Raw genomic sequence first — 20502 nt, forward strand, 5'->3', positions numbered from 1 at the left:
GCGACTGCGGTGGGGTGTCACTTTTCTTTTCGCGCGAAAAGAAAAGTAACCAAAAGAAACGCGCCGCCAGAGCGCGAGCCGGTGCTGCGCACCGGTGCCCTGTGCTTCTCGGTGAATCAGGGGACGGCGCCGAACTCGCTACGCTCAAACACCGGCGCCTCTTCGCCCCTGATTCCCCTGCGATGCTCGGCTCGCTCAAGGCGGACCCAACATCAAGAGCGACAGCTGCACCCAGTAGATCCACGCCATGCGTGGATGCTGTTGCCGTTGATCTTGACCTTCCAGTCCGGCCTTGGAGGCGCCTCGCTTTCTGTAGAGCCGAGCCATGCTCGGCTGCGTTTGCGGCTTGGAGCAGCCGAGCATAGCTCGGCTCTACAGAGGGCACGGCAGCGCCCCTACAGCCACCCCTTCTGCCGCGCCAGCCGGTACGCCTCGATCCGGTTGGCCACACCCAGCTTGCCGATGCACTCGGACAGGTAATTGCGCACCGTGCCGTGCGACAGCCCCAGCTGCTCGGCGATCTCGCTGGCGGTACGGCCTTCGCCGGCCAGCCGCAGCACGCGGCGCTCGCGGTCGGTCAGTGGGTCGGCCTGCGACCAGGCATCGAGTGCCAGCTGCGGGTCGATCGCACGGATACCCTGCTTCACCTTGCGCAGTGCATCGGCCAGGTTCTCCGCCGGTGCGTCCTTCAACAGGTACCCCAGCACGCCCGCTTCCAGCGCGCGGCGCAGGAAACCGGCGCGGGCGAAGGTGGTCACGATCACCACCTTGATCGGCAGCTCATGGCGGGCGATGCGCTGTGCGAGCTCCAGCCCGGACAGGCCCGGCATCTCGATGTCGGTCACCAGGATGTCCGGCTGCAGCTGCTGCAGCATGCGCCACGCAGCCTCACCGTCGGCGGCGCTGCCCAGCACCTCGATATCCGGCTCCAGGCCCAGCAGTGCCGACAACGCGCCACGCACCATCGCCTGGTCTTCGGCTAGCAGGATGCGGATCATGCAGCACTATCCTGAGCCAGTGACGCTGGCGACAGCGGCGTGGTCGCGGCCACCAGTGGCACGCGCACGGTCACTACCGTGCCCTCTCCGCGCGGCGACTGCAGTGACAACTGTCCACCCAGCGCCATCGCCCGTTCGCGCATGCCGCACAATCCATTGCCTTCGGCCTGTACGCCGCCACGGCCATCGTCGCGGATCTGCATCGCCAGCATTCGTCCTTCCAGCATGAATTCCACCCGCGCCTGCGTCGCCTGCGCGTGGCGCACGATATTGGTTGCCGCCTCGCGCAGCACCAGCGCCAGTCCGCGCTCCACGTCCACCGGCATCGGCGGTGGAGGCGCGTACTGCAGGTGCACCTGCTGGCATTCCAGCAGCAGGCGCGCCGAGGCCAGTTCGCCGGCCAGGTCACTGGCGCGGATGCCGGTGACCGCACTGCGTACCTGGGCCAGCGCTTCGCGGGCGATGTCCTCGGCTTCGCCGATCTCCTGCCGCGCACGGGCATCGCCACGGTCGTGCAGCTTGCGCGCCAGCTCCAGCTTCAACGTGATCAAAGACAGGGTATGGCCGAGCAGATCATGCAGATCGCGGCCGATGCGTTCGCGCTCGGCGGTGGTGGCCAGCCGCCGTACTTCCTCCTGCGAAAGCTGCAATGCGGCATCCTTTTCCTTGTTCACCGTCTCCACGTTCACCACCATGCCGATGATGAACGACACCGCCGGCACCCAGACCAGGCTCTGCCACGGGTAGTGCGCAAGGTAGGCCACCAGGTAGAACACCGCGTTGAGCACGGCCAGCAGCAACAGATAACGCCACCAGCTGCTGCGACCGCAGACCCGCAGCATCACGCAGCCGAAAATGAAGTAGCTGATGCCCGATGGGTACCAGGGCACCAGCACGATCGCCAGCGCGGTCATCGCCAGTGCATAGCGGGGCGCATGGTGCCGCGGCGACAGCAGCAGGCGCACATACAACAACAGGAACAACGGATAGCTGGCCAGGGTGAACCACAGCCAGCGCAGCGTGTACCCCCCTGAAAACAGCGGCGTCATGAACACCCACACCGTCCACAGCAGGTGGATGGCATCGGCCCAGGCCGGCTTGCCGCGGCGCAGGTTGTCGGCCACCGCCGAATCCGGTGCGGGGCGCAGCAGGGAGGCAAGCCAGCTCGGTGGCACGGGAGGATCCAGGCGGGGACGATCGCTGCCGATCATGCCAGTTCAGCCGATCCGGCGCAGGCGGCGCCGTGCCAGCAGCAACGCCACGAGGGTCACCGCCAGCAGCACCAGCAGATGGCCTGCCATGCTGCCCACCGACGGCAGCCCGACCACCGGCAGCGCCAGCTGCGCCAGATGCCAGGTCGGCCACAGCGGTGCCATCATCGAAAACATCTTGGGCAGCGCCGACAGCGGTAGCCACAGGCCCGACAGCAACGCCAGCGGCAGGTAGACCAGGTTGACCATCGCCGGCGCTGCGCTGGCACTGACATGGCTGCCGATCAGCAGGCCGATCGCCCCCAGCGGCAACGCAGCCAGGCCCGCCACCGCCAGCAGCTGCAGCACCTGCAGGGCGTGCAGCTGCACACCCCCCAGCACAGATGCCACGCCGATCAACAACGAGGCCACCAGCAGCGCGAACAGCGTGGCCATCGCAAGTCGCGCCAGCAGCGGCGCCGCCGGCGGCATCGGCAGCGCCCGCTTGAGCGTAAGCAGCCCGCCTTCTCGGTCCAGCGCCAGCTGCACGCCGAAGCCGAACAGCGCCGGGGCCATCGCGCCGAACACGCAGTAGGTGGCCAACAGGTACAGCGGTGCGTGGCCACGGCCCAACAGCACGCCGAACAGCAGGTAGAAAAGCACCGGGAACAGCAGCGAAGGTACGGCAAAGGCGGGCGTACGCCAGGCGCGGCGCAGTTCGGCCACCAGCTCAGCGCAGTAGGGACGCAGGGCCTGGCGCCAGGCAGACGACGGCGCCGGTGCGGTGCCGGTACGGGTCATCGTGTTCATGCGGCCTCCCGGGTCAGGTCGAGGAAGGCGTCGGCCAGCGCCGCGCCCTGTACTTCCAGCTCACGCAACTGCGCGTCGGCCGCCAGCAGGCGTGCCACCACCGGCTCGGCCGGGCTCGCCAGCAGCTGCAGATGCTCGCCGTCGCGCTGCACCTGCTGCACGCCCGCCCAGTGCTGCACGTCCTCGACAGCCAGCGCGCTGCGGCAGCGGATGCGGCGCGGCCGGTCGGCCAGGCGCAGCTCGGCCAAGGGTGCGTCGGCCAGTACCCGGCCGCCTTCCAGCACCACGACGCGCTGCGCCAGCGCCTCGGCCTCTTCCAGATAGTGTGTCGTAAGCAGCACGCCGCAGCCTTCGGCCACCAACTGCCGCACCGCCTGCCACATCGCCTGCCGCGCCTGGATGTCCAGCCCGGTGGTGGGCTCGTCCAGGAACAGCACCCGCGGGCGGCCGCACAGCGCGATGGCGAACTGCACCGCGCGCTGCTGGCCGCCGGACAGCTGGCCGTAGCGGCGGCGCGCCAGCGCCTGCAGTCCGGCGCGCTGCAGTACCTCCGGCAACGGCATCGGGTCGGGGTAACAGGCACTGGCCTGGGCCACCAGCTCGTCCACCTGCAGCATCGGCGGCAGGTTCGTGCTCTGCAGCATCACGCCCAGGCCCAATCGACTGGCCCGCTGCTGCGGGTCGCCGCCGAGCAGCTCGACCTGGCCGGCATCGGCGTGACGCAGGCCCAACAGCACGCTGATCGCGGTACTCTTGCCGGCACCGTTGCGGCCCAGCAATGCCAGCACCTGGCCAGCGCGGACCTGCAGGTCGATGCCATGCAGGGCGGTATGGTCGCGGTAGCGCACCTGCACCTGCTGCAGGCGGGCCAGCGACGGGGCGATCGGATCCATGGGCGGTACCGGTAGCGGGGACGTTGCCATCCTGTGCCGCCGTGGTCACATTTCGCAGTTGCCGCCGTCAGTGTCATCGGGTGACAGCTGTCACTGCCGTCATCGCCGTACCTGCCTTCATGCTGTGCCGCACGCTCCACCGCCGGAACCGCCGCCGTCTGCCCTTCCGGCCACACCCGCCCGAACGCCTGTGATGGAACGAATGAACGCTTCTGCCGAGCTGTTGAAGGAACTCCGTATCGACCGCAAGTCGCCGCCGCCCGCCTCCGGTGGCAGTGGAGGCAGCCGCCGCTGGCTGTGGATCGCGATCATCGTGATCGTGCTGCTGGCCGCCGCCGTCGCCTTCCTGTTCGGCCGTGCACCGGCCGTGGAAGTGGAAACTGCCCCTGCGGTGGCCATCCAGCAGGGCAGCGCCAGCAGTTCGGTGCTCGACGCCAGCGGCTACGTGGTCGCCCGCCGCATGGCCACGGTCTCGGCCAAGATCACCGGCAAGGTGAGCGAGGTGATGATCGAGGAGGGCATGCGCGTGGAACAGGGCCAGATCATGGCCACGCTGGACCCGATTGATGCCGACGCCCAGCGCAGCCTGTATGCCTCGCAGCTGCAGGCCGCACGCAGCCAGGTGGCCGGGCTGGAGGCGCAGCAGAAGCAGGCCACCGCCGAAGCCAGCCGCCTGCAGGCACTCGTCGGCCAGCAGCTGGTATCGCGCTCACAGTACGACCAGGCCGTGGCACAGCGCGACAGCCTGCGTGCGCAGCTGGAGACCGCCCAGCGCAACGTCAAGGTCGCCAACGACCAGCTGGCCATCGCCGATCTGGGCGTGGACAACAACATCGTGCGCGCGCCGTTCTCCGGGGTGGTCACCGCCAAGGCCGCGCAGCCCGGCGAAATCGTTTCGCCGCTGTCGGCAGGCGGTGGCTTCACCCGTACCGGCATCGGCACCATCGTCGACATGGACTCGCTGGAGATCGAAGTCGAGGTGGGCGAGGCCTTCATCGGCCGCGTGCAGCCGAAGATGCCGGTGGAAGCCACGCTCAATGCCTATCCGGAGTGGAAGATTCCGGGCGAGGTGATCGCCATCATCCCCACCGCCGACCGCGGCAAGGCCACGGTGAAGGTGCGCGTGGCGCTGAAAGTGAAGGACCCACGCATCGTGCCGGAGATGGGCGTGCGGGTCAGCTTCCTGGAACAGGCCCAGCCGCAGGCCGCCGCCAAGCCGCAGGGTGTGCGCGTGCCGGGCGGCGCCGTGGTGCAGCGCGAGGGCGCATCGGTGGCCTTCGTGCTGGGTGACGAAAACCGGGTACAGCAGCGCAAGGTCGAGGCCGGCCAGGCGATGGGCAAGGACCGCCAGATCCTCAAGGGTGTGAGTGCAGGTGAATCGGTGGTGGTGAACCCGCCGGACACCCTGCGCGATGGCGCCAAGGTGCAACAGAAACAAGCACAGTAACGGCCTGGCGCCCATGGGCGCCGCCGGCAACACCGCTCGACGCACGCCCGCAGCCACCGCAGGTGCGCTTCCCCGTTTCCCGCCTTCCGTGGAGAACAACCCATGTCGACCCTGGTTTCACTGCGCAACATCACCAAGACCTACCAGCGTGGCCCCGAGAAAGTGCAGGTGCTGCACGGCATCGACCTCGACATCGCCAGCGGCGACTTCGTCGCGCTGATGGGCCCGTCCGGTTCGGGCAAGACCACCCTGCTCAACCTGATCGGTGGGCTGGACAACCCCAGTGGCGGCGAAATCAGCATCGAAGGCGAGCGCATCGACCAGATGAGCGGTAGCCAGCTGTCGACCTGGCGCAGCCACCACGTTGGCTTCGTGTTCCAGTTCTACAACCTAATGCCGATGCTGACCGCGCAGAAGAACGTGGAACTGCCACTGCTGCTGACCCACCTCAATGCGGCGCAGCGCCGCCGCAATGCGGAGATCGCGCTGACCCTGGTGGGCCTGGCCGATCGCCGCAGCCATCGCCCGAATGAACTGTCCGGCGGCCAGCAGCAGCGCGTGGCGATCGCGCGGGCGATCGTCTCCGACCCGACCTTCCTGATCTGCGACGAACCGACCGGCGACCTCGACCGCCAGTCCGCCGAGGAGATCCTCGGCCTGCTGCAGCAGCTCAACCGCGAGCATGGCAAGACCATCATCATGGTCACCCATGACCCGAAGGCGGCCGAGTACGCCACGCACACGGTGCACCTGGACAAGGGCGAGCTGGCCGACGCCCCGCTGGCCCACTGACGGAGGCCACGGCGATGAAATACTTTTCGTTGGTGTGGGCGCAGCTGTTCCGCAGCCGCACGCGCACCCTGCTGACCCTGCTCTCGGTGGTGGCCGCGTTCCTGCTGTTCGGCATGCTCGACTCGGTGCGCGTGGCGTTCTCGTCCGGCGGCAGCGTGGAAGGCGCCAACCGCCTGGTGGTGGCCTCGCGGCTGTCGATCACCCAGTCACTGCCGATCCGCCTGGAAACCCAGATCCGCCAGGTGGCCGGCGTGCGCGACGTGGCCTATGGCATGTGGTTCGGTGGCATCTACCAGGACCCGAAGAACTTCTTCCCGAACTTCTCGGTGTCGCCCAACTACTTCGATGTCTACCGCGAGCTGCAGATCGATCCGGCGCAGCTGGAAGACTGGAAGCAGACCCGCACCGGCGCCATCGTCGGCGAAACCCTGGCCAAGCAGTTCGGCTGGAAGATCGGCGACACCATCCCGCTGCAGGCCACGATCTTCCCGCGTGGCGGCAGCAACGACTGGCCGTTGGAGCTGAAGGGCATCTACCGCTCCAAGGACCGCGCGCTGGCCGCCAATGAAGAACGCCAGCTGATGATGAACTGGAAGTACTTCGACGAATCCAACGACTACATCAAGAACCAGGTGAGCTGGTACACGGTGACGCTGGACAACCCTGACCACTCCTCGCGGGTAGCGCAGGCGATCGATGCGATCTCGGCCAACTCCGACCACGAGACCAAGACCCAGACCGAATCGGCGTTCCAGCAGGCCTTCGTCAAGCAGTTCGCCGACATCGGCATGATCGTCACTTCGATCATGGGCGCGGTGTTCTTCACCCTGCTGCTGTTGACCGGCAACACCATGGCACAGGCGGTGCGCGAGCGCGTGCCGGAACTGGCCACGCTGAAGACGCTGGGCTTCAAGGACAGCACCGTGCTGACCCTGGTGATGGTGGAGTCGGTGCTGCTGATCGGCCTGGGCGGCCTGATCGGCATGGGCCTGGCCGCGCTGATCCTGCCGGCGATCGGCCCGAAGAGCATGGGCCTGCTGCCGCCACACGTACCCACGCCCACCTGGCTGATGGGGCTGGGCCTGATCGTTGTGATCGGCATCATCGTCGGCCTGCTGCCGGCGCTGCGTGCCAAGCGCCTGAAGATCGTCGACGCACTGGCCGGCCGCTGAGGAGACCTGCAGATGAACAAGTTCAAAAAGTGGGCCGGCAACGCGTTGACCGTACTGCTGCTGGTCATCGGCCTGGTGCTGTGGATCAGCCTGCCGTGGATGGGCGTGCTGGCCGTGGCCGTGCTGGTGGCCCTGTGGCTGCTGCTGACCCGCGGTGGACGGCTGGCGTTGGCCGCCACCCGCATCGGCGTGGCCAGCCTGCCGCAGCGCTGGGGCGCGTCCTCGGTGATCGTGGTCGGCATCGCCGGCGTGGTCGGCGTGCTGGTTGCGATGCTGGCGATGGGCGAAGGCTTCCAGGCCACGCTCAACAACACCGGCGATGACACCACCGCCATCGTGCTGCGCGGTGGCTCGCAGGCCGAGACCAACTCGGTCATCACCCGCGAGCAGGTTCCCACGCTGTCCACCCTGCCCGGCATCAGCCGCGATGCCGAAGGTCGGCCGCTGCTGTCACCAGAGCTGTCGCAGGTGGTCAACCTGGTGTCAAAGTCCGATGGCACCGACGTCAACGCGCAGTTCCGCGGCGTCGGCCCGCAGGCGTGGGCGGTGCACGACAAGGTCAAGATCGTCGAAGGCCGCACGTTCGCCACTGGCCTGCGCGAGATCGTGGTCGGCCAGGGCGCCAAGGGCCAGTTCCGCGATCTGGATGTGGGCAGGACGCTGACCCTGGGCAACCAGACCTGGACCGTGGTGGGCGTCTTCGCCACCGGCGATGCACATGATTCGGAACTGTGGACCGACGCCGATACGCTGGCCACCACCTACCAGCGCAGTGCGTGGCAGTCGATCAGCGTGCGCACCGATGGCAAGGCCGGCTTCGAGCAGTTCAAGGCCGCCGTCGCCGCTGATCCACGCCTGAAGCTGGACGTGGAAACCACCCGTGTCTACTACAGCAAGCAGGGCGGTGGGCTGACCAAGCTGATCGACATCCTCGGCAAGGTAATCGGCACGATCATGGCGGTCGGTGCGGTGTTCGGCGCGCTCAACACCATGTATGCGGCCGTGGCCACGCGTGCGCGCGAGATCGCCACCATGCGCGCGATCGGCTTCCGTGGCCTGCCGGTGGTGACCGCGGTGATGCTGGAGACGATGCTGCTGGCGCTGCTGGGTGGCCTGCTCGGCTGTGCGGTGGCATGGCTGCTGTTCAATGGCTACAGCGTGTCCACCATCGGCAGCAACTTCAGCGCGGTGGTGTTCAAGTTCCATGTGTCGCCGGAACTGCTGTGGACGGGTTTGAAATGGGCGCTGGGCATCGGCCTGGTCGGCGGCCTGTTCCCGGCGCTGCGCGCGGCCCGGTTGCCGATCACCACGGCGTTGCGAGAAACCTGAGCATCTATAAACGATAGATTGCGCATCCTGCAGAGGGACGGAGCCAAGGCTCCGTCCCTTTTTGTTTGCACATCATCCATGCATGGCGCGGATGGATGCCTGCGCACACGCACTGCTACAGATCGGCGGAAATCCGCCGCTATCGATGCCTCTGCCCATCGCGCATGCAACGTGCGTGACGCTGCGCACGTCGCATCTGTGGATTGTTGGTTGCGATTCATCTTCGCGCACATTCAGCGGCATGGCGACAAACAGTTACGAATGGAAACACTCTAGAATCCCGGCCCCCACGTTGGTTTGCAGCACCCCACGCGCCCACAGAACGGACGCTTGTTTTCCTGAAACACGAGATGTCACGGATGTCCCTGAAAACCACTCCGCTGCGCAACGCGATCGTCATCGCGCTGGCCGCCAGCTGCACCACCCCCGCCTTCGCACAGAGCGCCGGCGATACCCCGACCAACCTCGACCGCATCGAGATCACCGGCTCGCGCATCCGCCAGGCCAGCGTCGAGACCGCACAGCCGGTCGTCGCGCTCAGCCGCGCCGAGATCGAGAAGAAGGGCTACATCAACGTCGCCGACATCCTGCAGGACGTCACCGCCGCCGGTGCTCCGAGCCTGAGCCGCTCGTCGTCGCTGAGTTCTTCGCGCGACTTCGGCGGCACGTACGTCAGCCTGCGCAACCTCGGCCCGGAACGCAGCCTGGTGCTGATCGACGGCCGCCGCATGGGCGTCAGCGCCGGTGGCTACTCCGACCTGGCTTCGATTCCGTCCGCCATCGTCGAGCGCGTGGAAGTGCTGACCGACGGCGCATCCGCGCTGTACGGCTCGGACGCCATCGCCGGTGTGGTCAACATCATCACCCGCAAGAACTTCGACGGCGGCGAAGCCAGCGTCTACGTCGGCCAGTACGGTGAAGGCGACGGCCAGAAGCGCTCCTACAGCGCTACCTTCGGCAAGACCTTCGACCGCGGCTGGTTCAGCGTCGGCGCCGAGCGCACCAAGGAAGACGAGATCCTCGGCAGCGAGCGCGAGTTCAGCCGTTACCCGGGTGGCCCGCGCCACGCCGATGACGTCGACGCGCTGAGCCCGACCACCCAGTGGGGCACCGTCACCGTCGGCGGCAAGCCGCTGACCGTGGGCCCGGGCGGTAATCCGAGCCAGGCTGGCAACTTCCACACCCCGGACCCGGCTGATGGTGCCAACGCCAAGACCAACATGAGCCTGCTGAGCGGTCTGGAGCGCACCTCGGTGTTCGCCAACGGTGGTTTCTCGATCACCGACAACCTGCGCATCGTGGCCGACGCGCTGTACAGCAAGCGCGAGTCGACCAAGCACCTGGCCGGCTACCCGTACTCGGTATCGGCCGCACAGGCCCGCAATGGCACCCGTGCTGCCCTGTCCAAGGACAGCACCTTCAACAAGTGGGGCCAGGACGTCCTGTTCTCGCACCGCACTGAAGAACTGCCGCGCGGCACCGAGAACAACCTGGACACCAAGCGCGCCAGCATCGGCCTGGAAGGCAGCTTCGAAACCGGTTCGCGTTACTGGGACTGGAACGTCAGCTACATGTACAACCGCAATGAAGGCGAGCGCATCGGTACCGGCAGCATGTACCAGCCGCACGTCGACCTGGCGGTCGGCCCGTCCTTCATGGATGGCACCGTGGCACGCTGCGGCACTCCGGGTGCGGTGATCGCCGGCTGCGTGCCGTGGAACCCGGCCGCGCCGATGGGCTATGCGGGCCCGGGCTCGCTGGGCAACCAGGACGTGCAGGACTACCTGTTCACCCGCTTCGTGGACAAGATGAAGAGCACCACCAAGGTGGCCAGCGCCAACATCTCCGGCTCGCTGTTCACTCTGCCGGCCGGTGACATCATGGGTGCGATGGGCTTCGAGCACCGCAGCGAAGAGGCCAGCTATACCCCGGATCTGATGGTGCAGAAGGGCCAGATCGCCGGCACCACCGGCCAGCCGACCCGTGGCGATTACTCGCTCAACGAGGTCTACCTGGAAATGCAGGTGCCGCTGCTGGCCGACATGCCATTCGCGCGTGAACTGTCGCTGGACCTGGCCGGCCGCTACACCGACTACAACACCTTCGGTTCGACCACCAACAGCAAGTTCGGCCTGAAGTGGAAGCCGATCGACAGCCTGCTGGTGCGCGCGACCTACGGTACCGGCTTCCGTGCACCCACCGTGGACGATCTCTACGGCGGCGCCGTGTCCAGCCGCGATTCGTTCACCGATCCGTGCGATACGAAGTTCGGCATCGCCGCCAGCAGCCCGACGGTGGCAGCACGCTGCAAGGCGCTGAATGTGCCCGCCAACTTCCGTCAGCAGACCGGTGCGGACGGCAACCTTGCCAACCGCCCGGGCCAGCAGGCCACCTCCGATTTCAACTCGGGTTCCAACCCGGAACTGAAGCCGGAAACCGCCAAGACCTGGACCGTCGGCCTGGTCTACAGCCCGGAATTCGTGCAGGGCCTGGACGTCAGCCTGGACTGGTGGAAGATCCGCATCAACAACGCCATCGTCGGCGAGTCGGCCACCGACATCCTCAACCAGTGCTACGTGCAGGGCGTGGATTCGGCCTGCGGTCGCTTCACCCGTTCCACCGCTGCGGCCACCCGTGGCCAGGTCTCGGCGCTGGATCGTTCGCTGGTCAACGCTGGCTATCGCGAAACCGCCGGCTATGACATCGGCGTGCGTTACCGCCTGCCGGAAACCGCGTACGGCAAGTTCGCCATCAACTGGAACACCACCTACACCGACTACCTGGAGCAGCGCAACGACAGCGCCGCTACCACGCCGGTGGAGCAGAAGACCGGCTGGCAGGGCAACTTCCGCGTGCGTTCGACCTTCAACCTGGATTGGCAGTACGGCGATCTGGGCATCGGCTGGACCGCCCGCTACTACTCGGGCATGAAGGAAGCCTGCTCGTATGACCTGGCCGGTGGCCCGGACTGCAACATGGCCGGCTTCGTCTCGCCGTACACCGATGCGCAGCCGAGCCGCAAGGTGGGCTCCAACACCTTCCACGACCTGCAGGTGCGTTACAGCCTGCCGTGGGACGGCACCGTGTCGCTGGGCGTGAACAACGTCTTCGACCACCAGGGTCCGATCATGTACAGCCAGCCGAACAGCAGCTTCACCTACTACGGTGGCTTCGATATCGGTCGTTTCATGTACATGAAGTACCAGCAGCGCTTCTAAGCCTGCAACCGCGTTCCCGCCACCGCCATCTCTCTCTCCTGGCGGTGGATGGAAGCAGAACGGCGCCCCTCGGGGCGCCGTTCTTTTTTGCGGAAGACGGGGCCGGCTCCCGGCGCCGCTACCGCTTGCGCATCGTGCGGATGTTGTCGCCGACGAACAGCACCAGGCCGGCCCAGATCGCCGCGAACCCGATCGCCTTGGCGGTATCGAACGCTTCGTGGAAGAAAAACACGCCCAGCAGCAACTGCAGGCTCGGCGCGATGTACTGCAGGATGCCGACCAGCGACAGCGGAATGCGCTTCACGCCGTAAGCGAAGCCGATCAGCGGCACGGCCGTCACCGCACCGCCAAAGATCAGCAGCAGGTCGTTGTGCCAGCCCCAGCCATGGAAGAACGCGCCGCCATGGCCGTTCTCGGCCCAGATCGCGAACGCCAGCGCCGGCAGGAACAGGTACATGCTCTCCACGCCCAGCCCGGCCACCGGATCGACCGAAACCAGCTTGCGCAGCAGGCCGTACAGGCCGAACGAACAGGCCAGGCCCAACGCGATCCACGGCGGCGTGCCCGCATCGATGGTCAGCCAGGCCACACCCACCGCCGCCATCGCCACCGCCACCCACTGCAGGCGGCGCAGGCGCTCCTTCAGCACCAGCACGCCCAGCAGCACGTTCACCAGCGGGTTGATGAAGTAACCCAGGCTGGTTTCGATCACATGGCCGGCGTTGACCGCCCAGATGTACAGGCCCCAGTTGAACGCGATGGTCAGGCTCGACACCAGCAGGATCGGCAGCGCGCGCGGCTGTGCGGCGATCTTCTGCCACCAGCCCAGGCGCGAACTGAGCAGCAGCCAGCCCAGCACCAGCACGGTGCTCCAGATGATGCGGTGGGCGATGATCTGGAACGAGGGGACCTCGTTGAGCAGGTGCCAGTACACCGGCACCAACCCCCAGATCACGAAGGTGGATGCAGTGACCAGCAGGCCCCGGCGTTGTTCTTTCTCGTCCATGCTCATTTCTTTCGTGTCCTTGCCATTGTCAGCACCACCACACCCAGAAGAATCACCGCCATGGCGAGGAAGTCCCGCCATCCAAAGCGTTCACCATTCAATGCAGCGCCCAGCAGCACGGCAATCACCGGATTGACGTACGCATAGCTGCCCGCCAGCGCCGGGCGCACGTTGTGCAGCAGCCACACATAGGCGGTGAACGCGACGATGGAACCGAACACGCACAGGTAGGCCATCGCCAGCAGGCCACCGATATCGGGCAGCGTGGTGGGGCGTTCGCCCACGGCCAGGCCGATCAGCACCAGCAGCACGCCGCCGCAGATCATCTGCCCGGCAGCGGTCATGAACGGGCCCGGCAGGTCCAGGCCACGTGACCACACCGAACCGAACGCCCAGCCAATCGGTGCGATCAGCAGCAGCACCAGCCCGGTTGGCGAGGCGGTCAGGCTGCTGCCGGCATTGAGCCAGACCACGCCGACAAAGCCGACCGCGATGCCCAGCCATTCACCCTTGCTGGCATGTTGGCCACGCAGCGCCGAGAACAGCGCCATCCACAGCGGCACCGAGGCCACCGCGGTGGCGGCCAGTCCCGAAGACACCTCACGCTCGGCCAGCACCACCATGCCGTTGCCCAGCACCAGCATGGTCACGCCCATCACCACCAGGTTGCGCCACTGCCGCAGGGTCGGGTTCGGCATCGTCCAGAACAGGCGCAAGGCCAGGAACATCAGGCCACCGGCAATGATGAACCGGCTGCCGGAGACCATCGTCAGCGGCAGCGCGCCCCCGTGCAGGGCCTTGGCGATGCCCAGGTAGGTCGAGCCCCAGACCACGTAGACCAGCAGCAATGCCAGCGCGACAAGGCCACCCCGGGGGGCAGCCGCAGACGAAGAAGGGGGAGCCGACATGACACACCAGGGAGCCGGGGGAAGGCGGATTCTAGGACGTTTTGAGTATGGTCCGGCACCCCGGACGGTGGCACGCTGTCATCCATCCATGCACCCTGCTCTGGTCTGCTACCCCGTGTTGACGGCCGATGCAGTACCAAGAGGGCTGCCCGGCCGCGCCGCCCCAAGGCCGGGCGCCGTTTTCCCTGCGCACGGACGCGCCGCATCGAGGATTCCCACCCAGATGAGCACCACGTCCCAACCTGCCGTACCCGCAAACGACCGCGCTGCCCTGCGGCGGTCGATCTCCAACACCCTCAAAGGCTCCGCCGGCAACCTGGTGGAGTGGTATGACGTCTACGTGTACTCGGTGTTCGCCGTGTACTTCGAATCGCAGTTCTTCTCGCAGGACGACAAGAACTCCACCCTGTACGTGTGGGCGATCTTCGCCGCGACCTTCCTGATGCGCCCGATCGGTGCCTGGTTCTTCGGCCGCTTCGCCGACCGCCACGGCCGCCGCCTGGCGCTGACGGTCTCGGTCACGCTGATGGCGCTGTGCTCGTTCCTCATCGCCATCACCCCCACCGCCGCCAGCATCGGCATCTGGGCTGCGGTCATCCTGCTGTTCGCGCGCCTGCTGCAGGGCTTCGCCACCGGTGGCGAGTACGGCGCCAGCGCCACCTACATGTCCGAGGCGGCCATTCCCGGCCGACGCGGTTTCCTGTCCTCCTTCCACTACGTCACCCTGGTTGGCGGCCATGTGCTGGCCCAGCTGACCCTGCTGCTGATGCTGACCTTCTGGGGCAAGCCGGAGATCTCAGAGTGGGGCTGGCGCATCGCCTTCGGCATCGGTGGCATCGCCGCGGTGGTGGTGTTCTGGCTGCGGCGGGGCATGGACGAGTCGCTGTCGGAGTCGTCCATCGAAGCCGCGCGCGAAGGCAAGGCACAGAAGTCCGGTTCGATGTACGAGCTGTTCGTGCACCAGTGGCGGCCGCTGCTGCTGTGCTTCCTGATCACCGCCGGTGGCACCGTGGCCTTCTACACCTACTCGGTGAACGGCCCGAAGATGATCCAGAGCGCCTTCGCCGGCAACGACCCGATGACCGGCACCCTGATCAACCTGGGCGTGCTGGCGTTCCTGATGGTGCTGCAGCCGGTCGGCGGCTGGCTGTCGGACATCATCGGCCGCAAGACCCTGCTGGTGTTCTTCGGTGTGGGCGGTGTGCTGTACAGCTGGTACCTGATCACCCAGCTGCCGCACCAGCATGACGCCACCCTGGCCTTCCTGACCCTGGCCATGGCCTTCGTCATCCTCACCGGCTACACCTCGATCAACGCGGTGGTGAAGGCCGAGCTGTTCCCCACCCACGTGCGTGCACTGGGCGTGGGCCTGGGTTACGCGCTGGCCAACTCGCTGTTCGGTGGCACCGCCCCGCTGCTGTACCAGGGCGCGCTGAAGACCGGCCATGTCGACTGGTTCGCTATCTACGTAACCGCCACGATCGCGGTATCGTTGGTGGTCTATGTGTTCTTCCTTACCAACAAGGGCCCGAACTGGCTCGACGGCACCCGCACGTAAGCGCGTTGCCGTAATTGCGGCCACCGGTGCAATGCCGGTGGCCGCTGCGTCTCCCGCCACGCCACTGATGTGGATCGCGGCGACGCTGGCCGCAGCCACGGCACTGGCCTGGCTGCTGCGCCGTCCCAACGCGCAGGCCGCGTGGCCACGCATCGGATTCGGGATCGCCCTGCTGGTGTTCTGCGGCGCGCTGGCGCTGCAGCTGGCGGTGGACCTGGGCAGCGGCCACAGCTCGCTGCAGCTGCGCCTGCATCGCGGCATCAACGCAGGATCACCGGTTGGCCTGCGTACGATGGTGGCGTGCTATCTGGCCGCGCTCGCTGCCAGTGGCTGGGGCGCATGGACGCTGTTGCGCCGGCGCTGACGAGCGCGCGATCGTGCCGGCCGCTGGCCGGCAACTCCACATTCTTTCCGAAGGTTCACGAGGTTGCCGGCCAGCGGCCGGCACTACCTCAGCGGCGGGCGGCTTCGCTCTTGTCGCGCGCGCCGCGGAACTCCGATTCCTTTTCCCACGTCGGCCAGCGGCGGCTGTTGGCCAGCTCGGCGCCCAGGTCATAGACCAGCAGGGTGTCGGCGGCATGGCCGCTCGGGTCCCAGCTCGGGGTCCAGGCATCGCAGGCCTGGTGGTAGCAGTCGGCGAAGTACTTCTCGCGCAGCGCACGGCCGGCTTCAACACCGCCGTCCAGCTTGTCCAGGCCCGGGCCGATGGTGATCGCCGGCACGCCCAGGCGCGCAAAGGCGAAGTGGTCGGCGCGGTAGAAGAAGCCGGCCTCCAGGTTCGGGTCCGGGCTGTAGCTGCGGCCGCGGGCCTTGGCCACGCGTTCCAGATCGCCTTCCAGCGACACCCGGCCCTTGCCCCACGAAGCGATGTCACGGGTCGGGCCATCCGGGCTGAACATTTCGATGTTCAGCACCGCGGCGGTCTTGTCCAGCGGCGCCAGCGGATGCGTGGCGTAGTAGCTGGCGCCCAGCAGGCCCTTCTCTTCAGCGGTCAGTGCCACGAAGTACAGCGTGCGCTGCGGCTGCGGGCCGGCGGCGAACACGCGGCCCAGTTCCAGCACCGTGGCCACGCCAGTGGCGTTGTCGATCGCACCACGGCGGATGCGATCGCCCTTGGCATCGGCCTGGCCGATACCGAACGCATCCCAGTGCGCGGAGAAGATCACCGCCTCGTCGCCATGCTCGCCGCCGGGCAGCTTGGCCACCACGTTGCGGGTCACCACCTGCTCGCGCTTGAGTGCGAAGTCGACGCTCAGCTTCGCGTTATCCAGCGCCACCGGACGGAAGTCGGCGCGCATCGCCTTGCGCTTCTCGGCGTCGAAGTCCAGGCCCGCGTCGGCGAAGATCGCCTCAGCCAGCTCGCGCTGCATCCAGCCGCGCAGCGGTGTGTGCTGCGCCATGGCTTCAGCCTGGCTGCGCTCGATGTCGAACAGCGGCGAGGTGCCCGAGCTCTTCACCGTGGCCCAACCATAGGCAGCCGGCGCAGTCTCGTGCACGATCAGCACGCCCTCGGCGCCACGGCGTGCGGCTTCCTCGAACTTGTAGGTCCAGCGGCCGTAGTAGGTCACTGCCTTGCCGTCGAACGCGCCCGGCGCATCGGCTTCGAAATCCGCGTCATTGATCAGCATGACGGCGATCTTGCCGTGCAGGTCCACGTCCTTGTAGTCATTCCACTGGCGTTCCGGCGCGTCGATGCCGTAACCGACGAACACCAGCGGCGCGTTCTTGATCTGCACGCGCTTGCGCGGCTGCAGGCTCTGCAGGGTCACGTCCACGCCGTTGGCCAGCGCGCGCTTGCCCTGCTTCAGCGACAGGCTGGCCTTGGCCGGCCCATCAAGCTGCGCGCGCACCAGCGGCACCGGCTGCACCCAGCTGCCATCCACACCACCCGGCTGCAGGCCATAGCTGCGGAACTGCTCGATCAGGTACTGCACCGTGCGTTCTTCGCCTTCGGTCGCCGGCGCGCGGCCCTCGAATTCATCCGACGCCAGCACACGCACGTGGCGCGACAGTGCCTGCGGATCGATGCCGCCACCGGGAAGGTCATTGGCCGCATGGGCCAGGCCACCGACGAACAGGCAGGACGACAGCAGCAACACGCGCATCGGATTCACGGCAGTACCACGGCTAGCTTGGAAGTCACCAGAGTGTAACGTGGTCGTGACATCACGGCGCGGCTTGGGGCGGCGTCACCCGCGCATGGCGTGGATCTACCTGCTGATGCGATCCAGCCAGCAGGCCAGGCCCTGCGCATTGAGTTCGATGTCCATCGCCAGCACCGCAGTCACCGCCGCATCGTCCAGCGCACAGCCATGCAGCTGTGCACGTTCCAGGTACAGCGCCTGCAGTGCAGCCAGCAGGCAGCGGTGACGGTCCGGCCGGCCATCGCACTGGCGGCCGATGGCGGCCATCGCATCGATCTGCTCGAACAGGTCGTCGGCCAGTTTCTCCACCTGTTCCACACGACCGTAGTGGGTCAGGTACATCGCCTGCGGGCCGTAGCCCAGCATGCGCCGGATCGAGGCCTTCATCGCCTCCGGGTCGAACTGTACCGGCGAGGAGGTCGGGAAGATGAAAGCGCCCTGCGCGCTGTCCAGCTCGCGGTAGGAGATGCCGAAGGTATCGCCGGTGAACCAGCTGCGGCTGCGCGCATCCCACACGCAGTAGTGGTGCAGCGCGTGGCCCGGCGTGTGCAGCAGTACCAGCTCGCGGCCAGCCAGGTCGATGCGGTGGCCATCTTCAGCGACCACTACGCGCTGGGCGGGAATCGGTTCGATGCGGCCATAGCTGCGGGCGATTTCCTCGGCGCCGTATACCGCCGTGGCACCCGCAATCAGCCGGGTCGGGTCGATCATGTGCGGCGCACCACGCGGGTGCAGCACCGCCTTTGCATTCGGCAGCTGCTGCATCAGCAGGCCGGCGCCACCGGCGTGGTCCAGGTGCACATGGGTCAGCAGCAGCCAGTCCACCGCGTCCACGCCCAGCCCGGTGTCGGCCAGCGCCTGCAGCATGGCCGGCACTGACAGGCCGGTGCCGCAGTCGACGAACGCGGCGCGGCCGTTCTCAACGATCAGATAGGCCGCGTCGAAGTCGGGACGCTGGAAGCCGGTATCGATGGTGTGGATGCTGGGGTCGGCGGTCATCGGCACGCACCTGGCAGGATCGGGAACAGACACCATGGTAGGCGCGCAGGCGGCCCGGGTTCGATGCGGCTTTGGTCGGAGGGCGCTCTACTGTAGAGCCGAGCCCACGCTCGGCTGCCATTCTGTCAGGCATCAGCCGAGCATAGGCTCGGCTCTACAGCGGCACGCGAAGTCGAGCATGGCTCGACTCTACAAAAGCGGGGCTACCGGTCCAGCCATCGCGGCCGCAGCATCAATGCCAGCACCAGCACCGCCAGGAACGCGCCGTAGGCATACAGCACCGCCAGCACCTGTGGCCAGATGGGTCCGGCGCCGGGCTGCACCACGCCGATGCGGTAGCCCCACAGCATCGACACGATGCTCAGGGCGAAGGCCAGCACCAGGGTGGTGCTGTCGAACAGGCGCCGCCGCGGGGTACGCGGCTGGCGCGGGAACAGCCAGTACAGGCTGCCCAGCAGCAGGAACCAGGGCAGGAACAGCAGCAGCGACAACCAGGCCATCGCAGACTCCATGTCATCGCGCCAGAGGCGCGTGGGCATCATGCCATGGGCGCTGTGCCACGGTCGTGCCGGCGGAGTGCTTCCCTGTAGAGCCGAGCCCATGCTCGGCTGCTTTGCAGCCCAGCCGAGCATGGGCTCGGCTCTACAGAGGCGGAGCAAAGTCGAGCATGGCTCGACTCTACAAAGGGCAGGCAGGCCCGGCGATCAGGTCCCTTCGCGCAGCGCCGCCAGCGCGGCCAGCACGGCGTCCACTTCGGCTTCCAGCTTGAACAGTTCGCTCTGCAGCTGGTCGCCCTGCTCGGCCTGCTTGATCACCGCGATCAGCTGGCCGGCATCACGCGGCGAATCGAAGCCTTCGCTCTGGATCAGCAGCGTGCCGTCACCGGCGGTCAGCTTGAAGTAGAAGCGGCCGTCCTTCTCGCGGTACTGCTTGAACAGCGGCGGTGCCACGCGGGCCACGCCGGCATCCTCGCTGGCGATGTCGCCGGCGCTGGACAGGTCACGCAGGCCCACCGCATGGCGCAGCTCTTCCAGCAGCGGTGCCGCCAGCTGCTCGCGCAGCTGCTGGCCACGGCGCTTGAGCAACGCTTCGATTTTCTCCGGCTCGGCCATCAGCGCGTTGTAGCGCTCGCGCAGCGGCGACAGCTCGCTGTCGATGCGCTCGAACAGCTGCTGCTTGGCATCACCCCAGCTGATGCCGGCGGCGAACGCCTTGGCGAATTCGGCGGTCTGTTCCGGGGTAGCGAACGCCTGATACATCTGGAACAGTGCCGAGCCCTCGGTGTCCTTGGGTTCGCCCGGTGCGCGCGAGTCGGTCAGGATCGAGAACACCAGCTTCTTCAGCTCCTCGCGCGGCACGAACAGCGGAATGGTGTTGTGGTAGCTCTTGCTCATCTTGCGGCCATCCAGGCCGGCCAGCGTCGCCACCTGCTCGTCGATCACCACGTCCGGCAGCGGGAAATACTCCTTGCCGTACACGTGGTTGAAGCGCTGGGCGAAATCGCGCGCCATCTCGATGTGCTGGATCTGGTCACGGCCCACCGGTACCTGGTTGGCCTTGAAGATGAGGATATCGGCGGCCATCAGCACCGGGTACATGAACAGGCCGGCGCTGACGCCTGCATCCTCGTCCACGCCTTCCTCGCGGTTCTTGTCCACCGCCGCCTTGTAGGCGTGCGCGCGGTTGAGGATGCCCTTGCTGGCGATGGCGGTCAGGAACCACATCAGCTCGGTGGTCTCGCGGATGTCGCTCTGGCGGTAGAACCACACGTGTTCCGGGTCCAGGCCGCAGGCCAGCCAGCTGGCCGCGATCTCCAGGGTCGCGCGCTGGGTGCGCTGCGGGTCCTGGGACTTGATCAGGCTGTGCAGGTCGGCCAGGAAGAAGAAGCTCTCGATCCCCGGCGCGCGGCTGGCCGCGATGGCCGGACGGATGGCGCCAACGTAGTTGCCCAGGTGGGGCGTGCCGGAGGGGGTGATGCCGGTGAGGACTCGGGTGGTCATGACTGCGTGGGGTAACCTTCGATGAACGGGGCCAGTTT

General features: G+C 67.0%; 17 protein-coding genes. 7 read left to right on the forward strand and 10 right to left on the reverse strand.

The window, feature by feature from the left end:
• Positions 1–395: 395 nt before the first annotated feature.
• The 4 genes from RI032_RS07590 to RI032_RS07605 are packed head-to-tail and all read right to left on the reverse strand — an operon-like array spanning position 396 to position 3891.
• A complete protein-coding gene (locus RI032_RS07590) occupies positions 396–998 on the reverse strand; it encodes a response regulator transcription factor (protein WP_005407733.1) in 603 nt (200 codons plus the stop codon).
• The gene (locus RI032_RS07595; RefSeq protein WP_322548081.1) at positions 995–2209 is read right to left on the reverse strand and encodes a sensor histidine kinase; all 1215 of its coding nucleotides are present in this window, start codon (positions 2207–2209) and stop codon (positions 995–997) included. The genes RI032_RS07590 and RI032_RS07595 overlap by 4 nt, the downstream gene beginning before the upstream one ends.
• Before the next feature lie 6 nt (positions 2210–2215).
• Complete coding sequence (locus RI032_RS07600) at positions 2216–2998, reverse strand: ABC transporter permease (RefSeq protein ID WP_322548082.1); 783 nt, start codon at positions 2996–2998, stop codon at positions 2216–2218.
• The gene (locus tag RI032_RS07605) at positions 2995–3891 is read right to left on the reverse strand and encodes an ABC transporter ATP-binding protein (protein ID WP_057503845.1); all 897 of its coding nucleotides are present in this window, start codon (positions 3889–3891) and stop codon (positions 2995–2997) included. Before RI032_RS07605 ends, RI032_RS07600 begins: the two co-directional genes overlap by 4 nt.
• A gap of 202 nt (positions 3892–4093) precedes the next feature.
• Here RI032_RS07605 and RI032_RS07610 point away from each other — a divergent pair, with 202 nt between their 5' ends.
• The 5 genes from RI032_RS07610 to RI032_RS07630 all read left to right on the forward strand — a co-directional run bounded on the left by RI032_RS07610 (position 4094) and on the right by RI032_RS07630 (position 11849).
• A complete protein-coding gene (locus RI032_RS07610; RefSeq protein WP_322548083.1) occupies positions 4094–5338 on the forward strand; it encodes an efflux RND transporter periplasmic adaptor subunit in 1245 nt (414 codons plus the stop codon).
• A gap of 102 nt (positions 5339–5440) precedes the next feature.
• A complete protein-coding gene (locus tag RI032_RS07615; RefSeq protein WP_010486958.1) occupies positions 5441–6130 on the forward strand; it encodes an ABC transporter ATP-binding protein in 690 nt (229 codons plus the stop codon).
• Between the two features lie 14 nt (positions 6131–6144).
• Positions 6145–7302 (forward strand): ABC transporter permease, encoded by a 1158-nt coding sequence (locus RI032_RS07620; RefSeq protein ID WP_010486959.1) that lies wholly within the window; start codon positions 6145–6147, stop codon positions 7300–7302.
• 12 nt (positions 7303–7314) lie between these two features.
• Complete coding sequence (locus RI032_RS07625; RefSeq protein ID WP_164193165.1) at positions 7315–8631, forward strand: ABC transporter permease; 1317 nt, start codon at positions 7315–7317, stop codon at positions 8629–8631.
• 359 nt (positions 8632–8990) lie between these two features.
• Complete coding sequence (locus RI032_RS07630) at positions 8991–11849, forward strand: TonB-dependent receptor plug domain-containing protein (protein WP_010486961.1); 2859 nt, start codon at positions 8991–8993, stop codon at positions 11847–11849.
• Between the two features lie 118 nt (positions 11850–11967).
• Here RI032_RS07630 and rarD read toward each other — a convergent pair whose 3' ends face one another.
• Together rarD and yedA are read right to left on the reverse strand one after the other, a co-directional pair.
• Positions 11968–12861 (reverse strand): EamA family transporter RarD, encoded by an 894-nt coding sequence (gene rarD / locus RI032_RS07635; RefSeq protein ID WP_010486962.1) that lies wholly within the window; start codon positions 12859–12861, stop codon positions 11968–11970.
• The gene (yedA, locus tag RI032_RS07640; protein ID WP_322548084.1) at positions 12858–13763 is read right to left on the reverse strand and encodes a drug/metabolite exporter YedA; all 906 of its coding nucleotides are present in this window, start codon (positions 13761–13763) and stop codon (positions 12858–12860) included. Before yedA ends, rarD begins: the two co-directional genes overlap by 4 nt.
• Before the next feature lie 223 nt (positions 13764–13986).
• Between yedA and RI032_RS07645 the strand changes: the two genes are divergently transcribed.
• Both RI032_RS07645 and RI032_RS07650 read left to right on the forward strand, forming a co-directional pair.
• A complete protein-coding gene (locus tag RI032_RS07645) occupies positions 13987–15321 on the forward strand; it encodes an MFS transporter (protein ID WP_134958848.1) in 1335 nt (444 codons plus the stop codon).
• 67 nt (positions 15322–15388) lie between these two features.
• Positions 15389–15685, forward strand: a complete 297-nt coding sequence (locus RI032_RS07650; RefSeq protein ID WP_010486965.1) for a hypothetical protein — start codon at positions 15389–15391, stop codon at positions 15683–15685.
• A gap of 88 nt (positions 15686–15773) precedes the next feature.
• Here the strand turns inward: RI032_RS07650 and RI032_RS07655 are convergent, their stop codons facing one another.
• The 4 genes from RI032_RS07655 to RI032_RS07670 all read right to left on the reverse strand — a co-directional run bounded on the left by RI032_RS07655 (position 15774) and on the right by RI032_RS07670 (position 20464).
• Positions 15774–17426, reverse strand: coding sequence for a M28 family metallopeptidase (locus RI032_RS07655; RefSeq protein ID WP_049454347.1), 1653 nt, complete (start codon positions 17424–17426; stop codon positions 15774–15776).
• Positions 17427–17531: 105 nt separating this feature from the next.
• A complete protein-coding gene (locus RI032_RS07660) occupies positions 17532–18464 on the reverse strand; it encodes an MBL fold metallo-hydrolase (RefSeq protein ID WP_322548085.1) in 933 nt (310 codons plus the stop codon).
• 203 nt (positions 18465–18667) lie between these two features.
• Positions 18668–18964: a hypothetical protein gene (locus tag RI032_RS07665; protein ID WP_049409948.1), complete on the reverse strand. Its 297-nt coding sequence runs from the start codon at positions 18962–18964 to the stop codon at positions 18668–18670.
• A gap of 204 nt (positions 18965–19168) precedes the next feature.
• A complete protein-coding gene (locus RI032_RS07670) occupies positions 19169–20464 on the reverse strand; it encodes a tryptophan--tRNA ligase (RefSeq protein ID WP_057500021.1) in 1296 nt (431 codons plus the stop codon).
• Between the last annotated feature and the right edge of the window lie 38 nt (positions 20465–20502).

It is taken from the genome of Stenotrophomonas geniculata, from assembly GCF_034508895.1.
Taxonomy (GTDB): Bacteria; Pseudomonadota; Gammaproteobacteria; order Xanthomonadales; family Xanthomonadaceae; genus Stenotrophomonas; species Stenotrophomonas geniculata.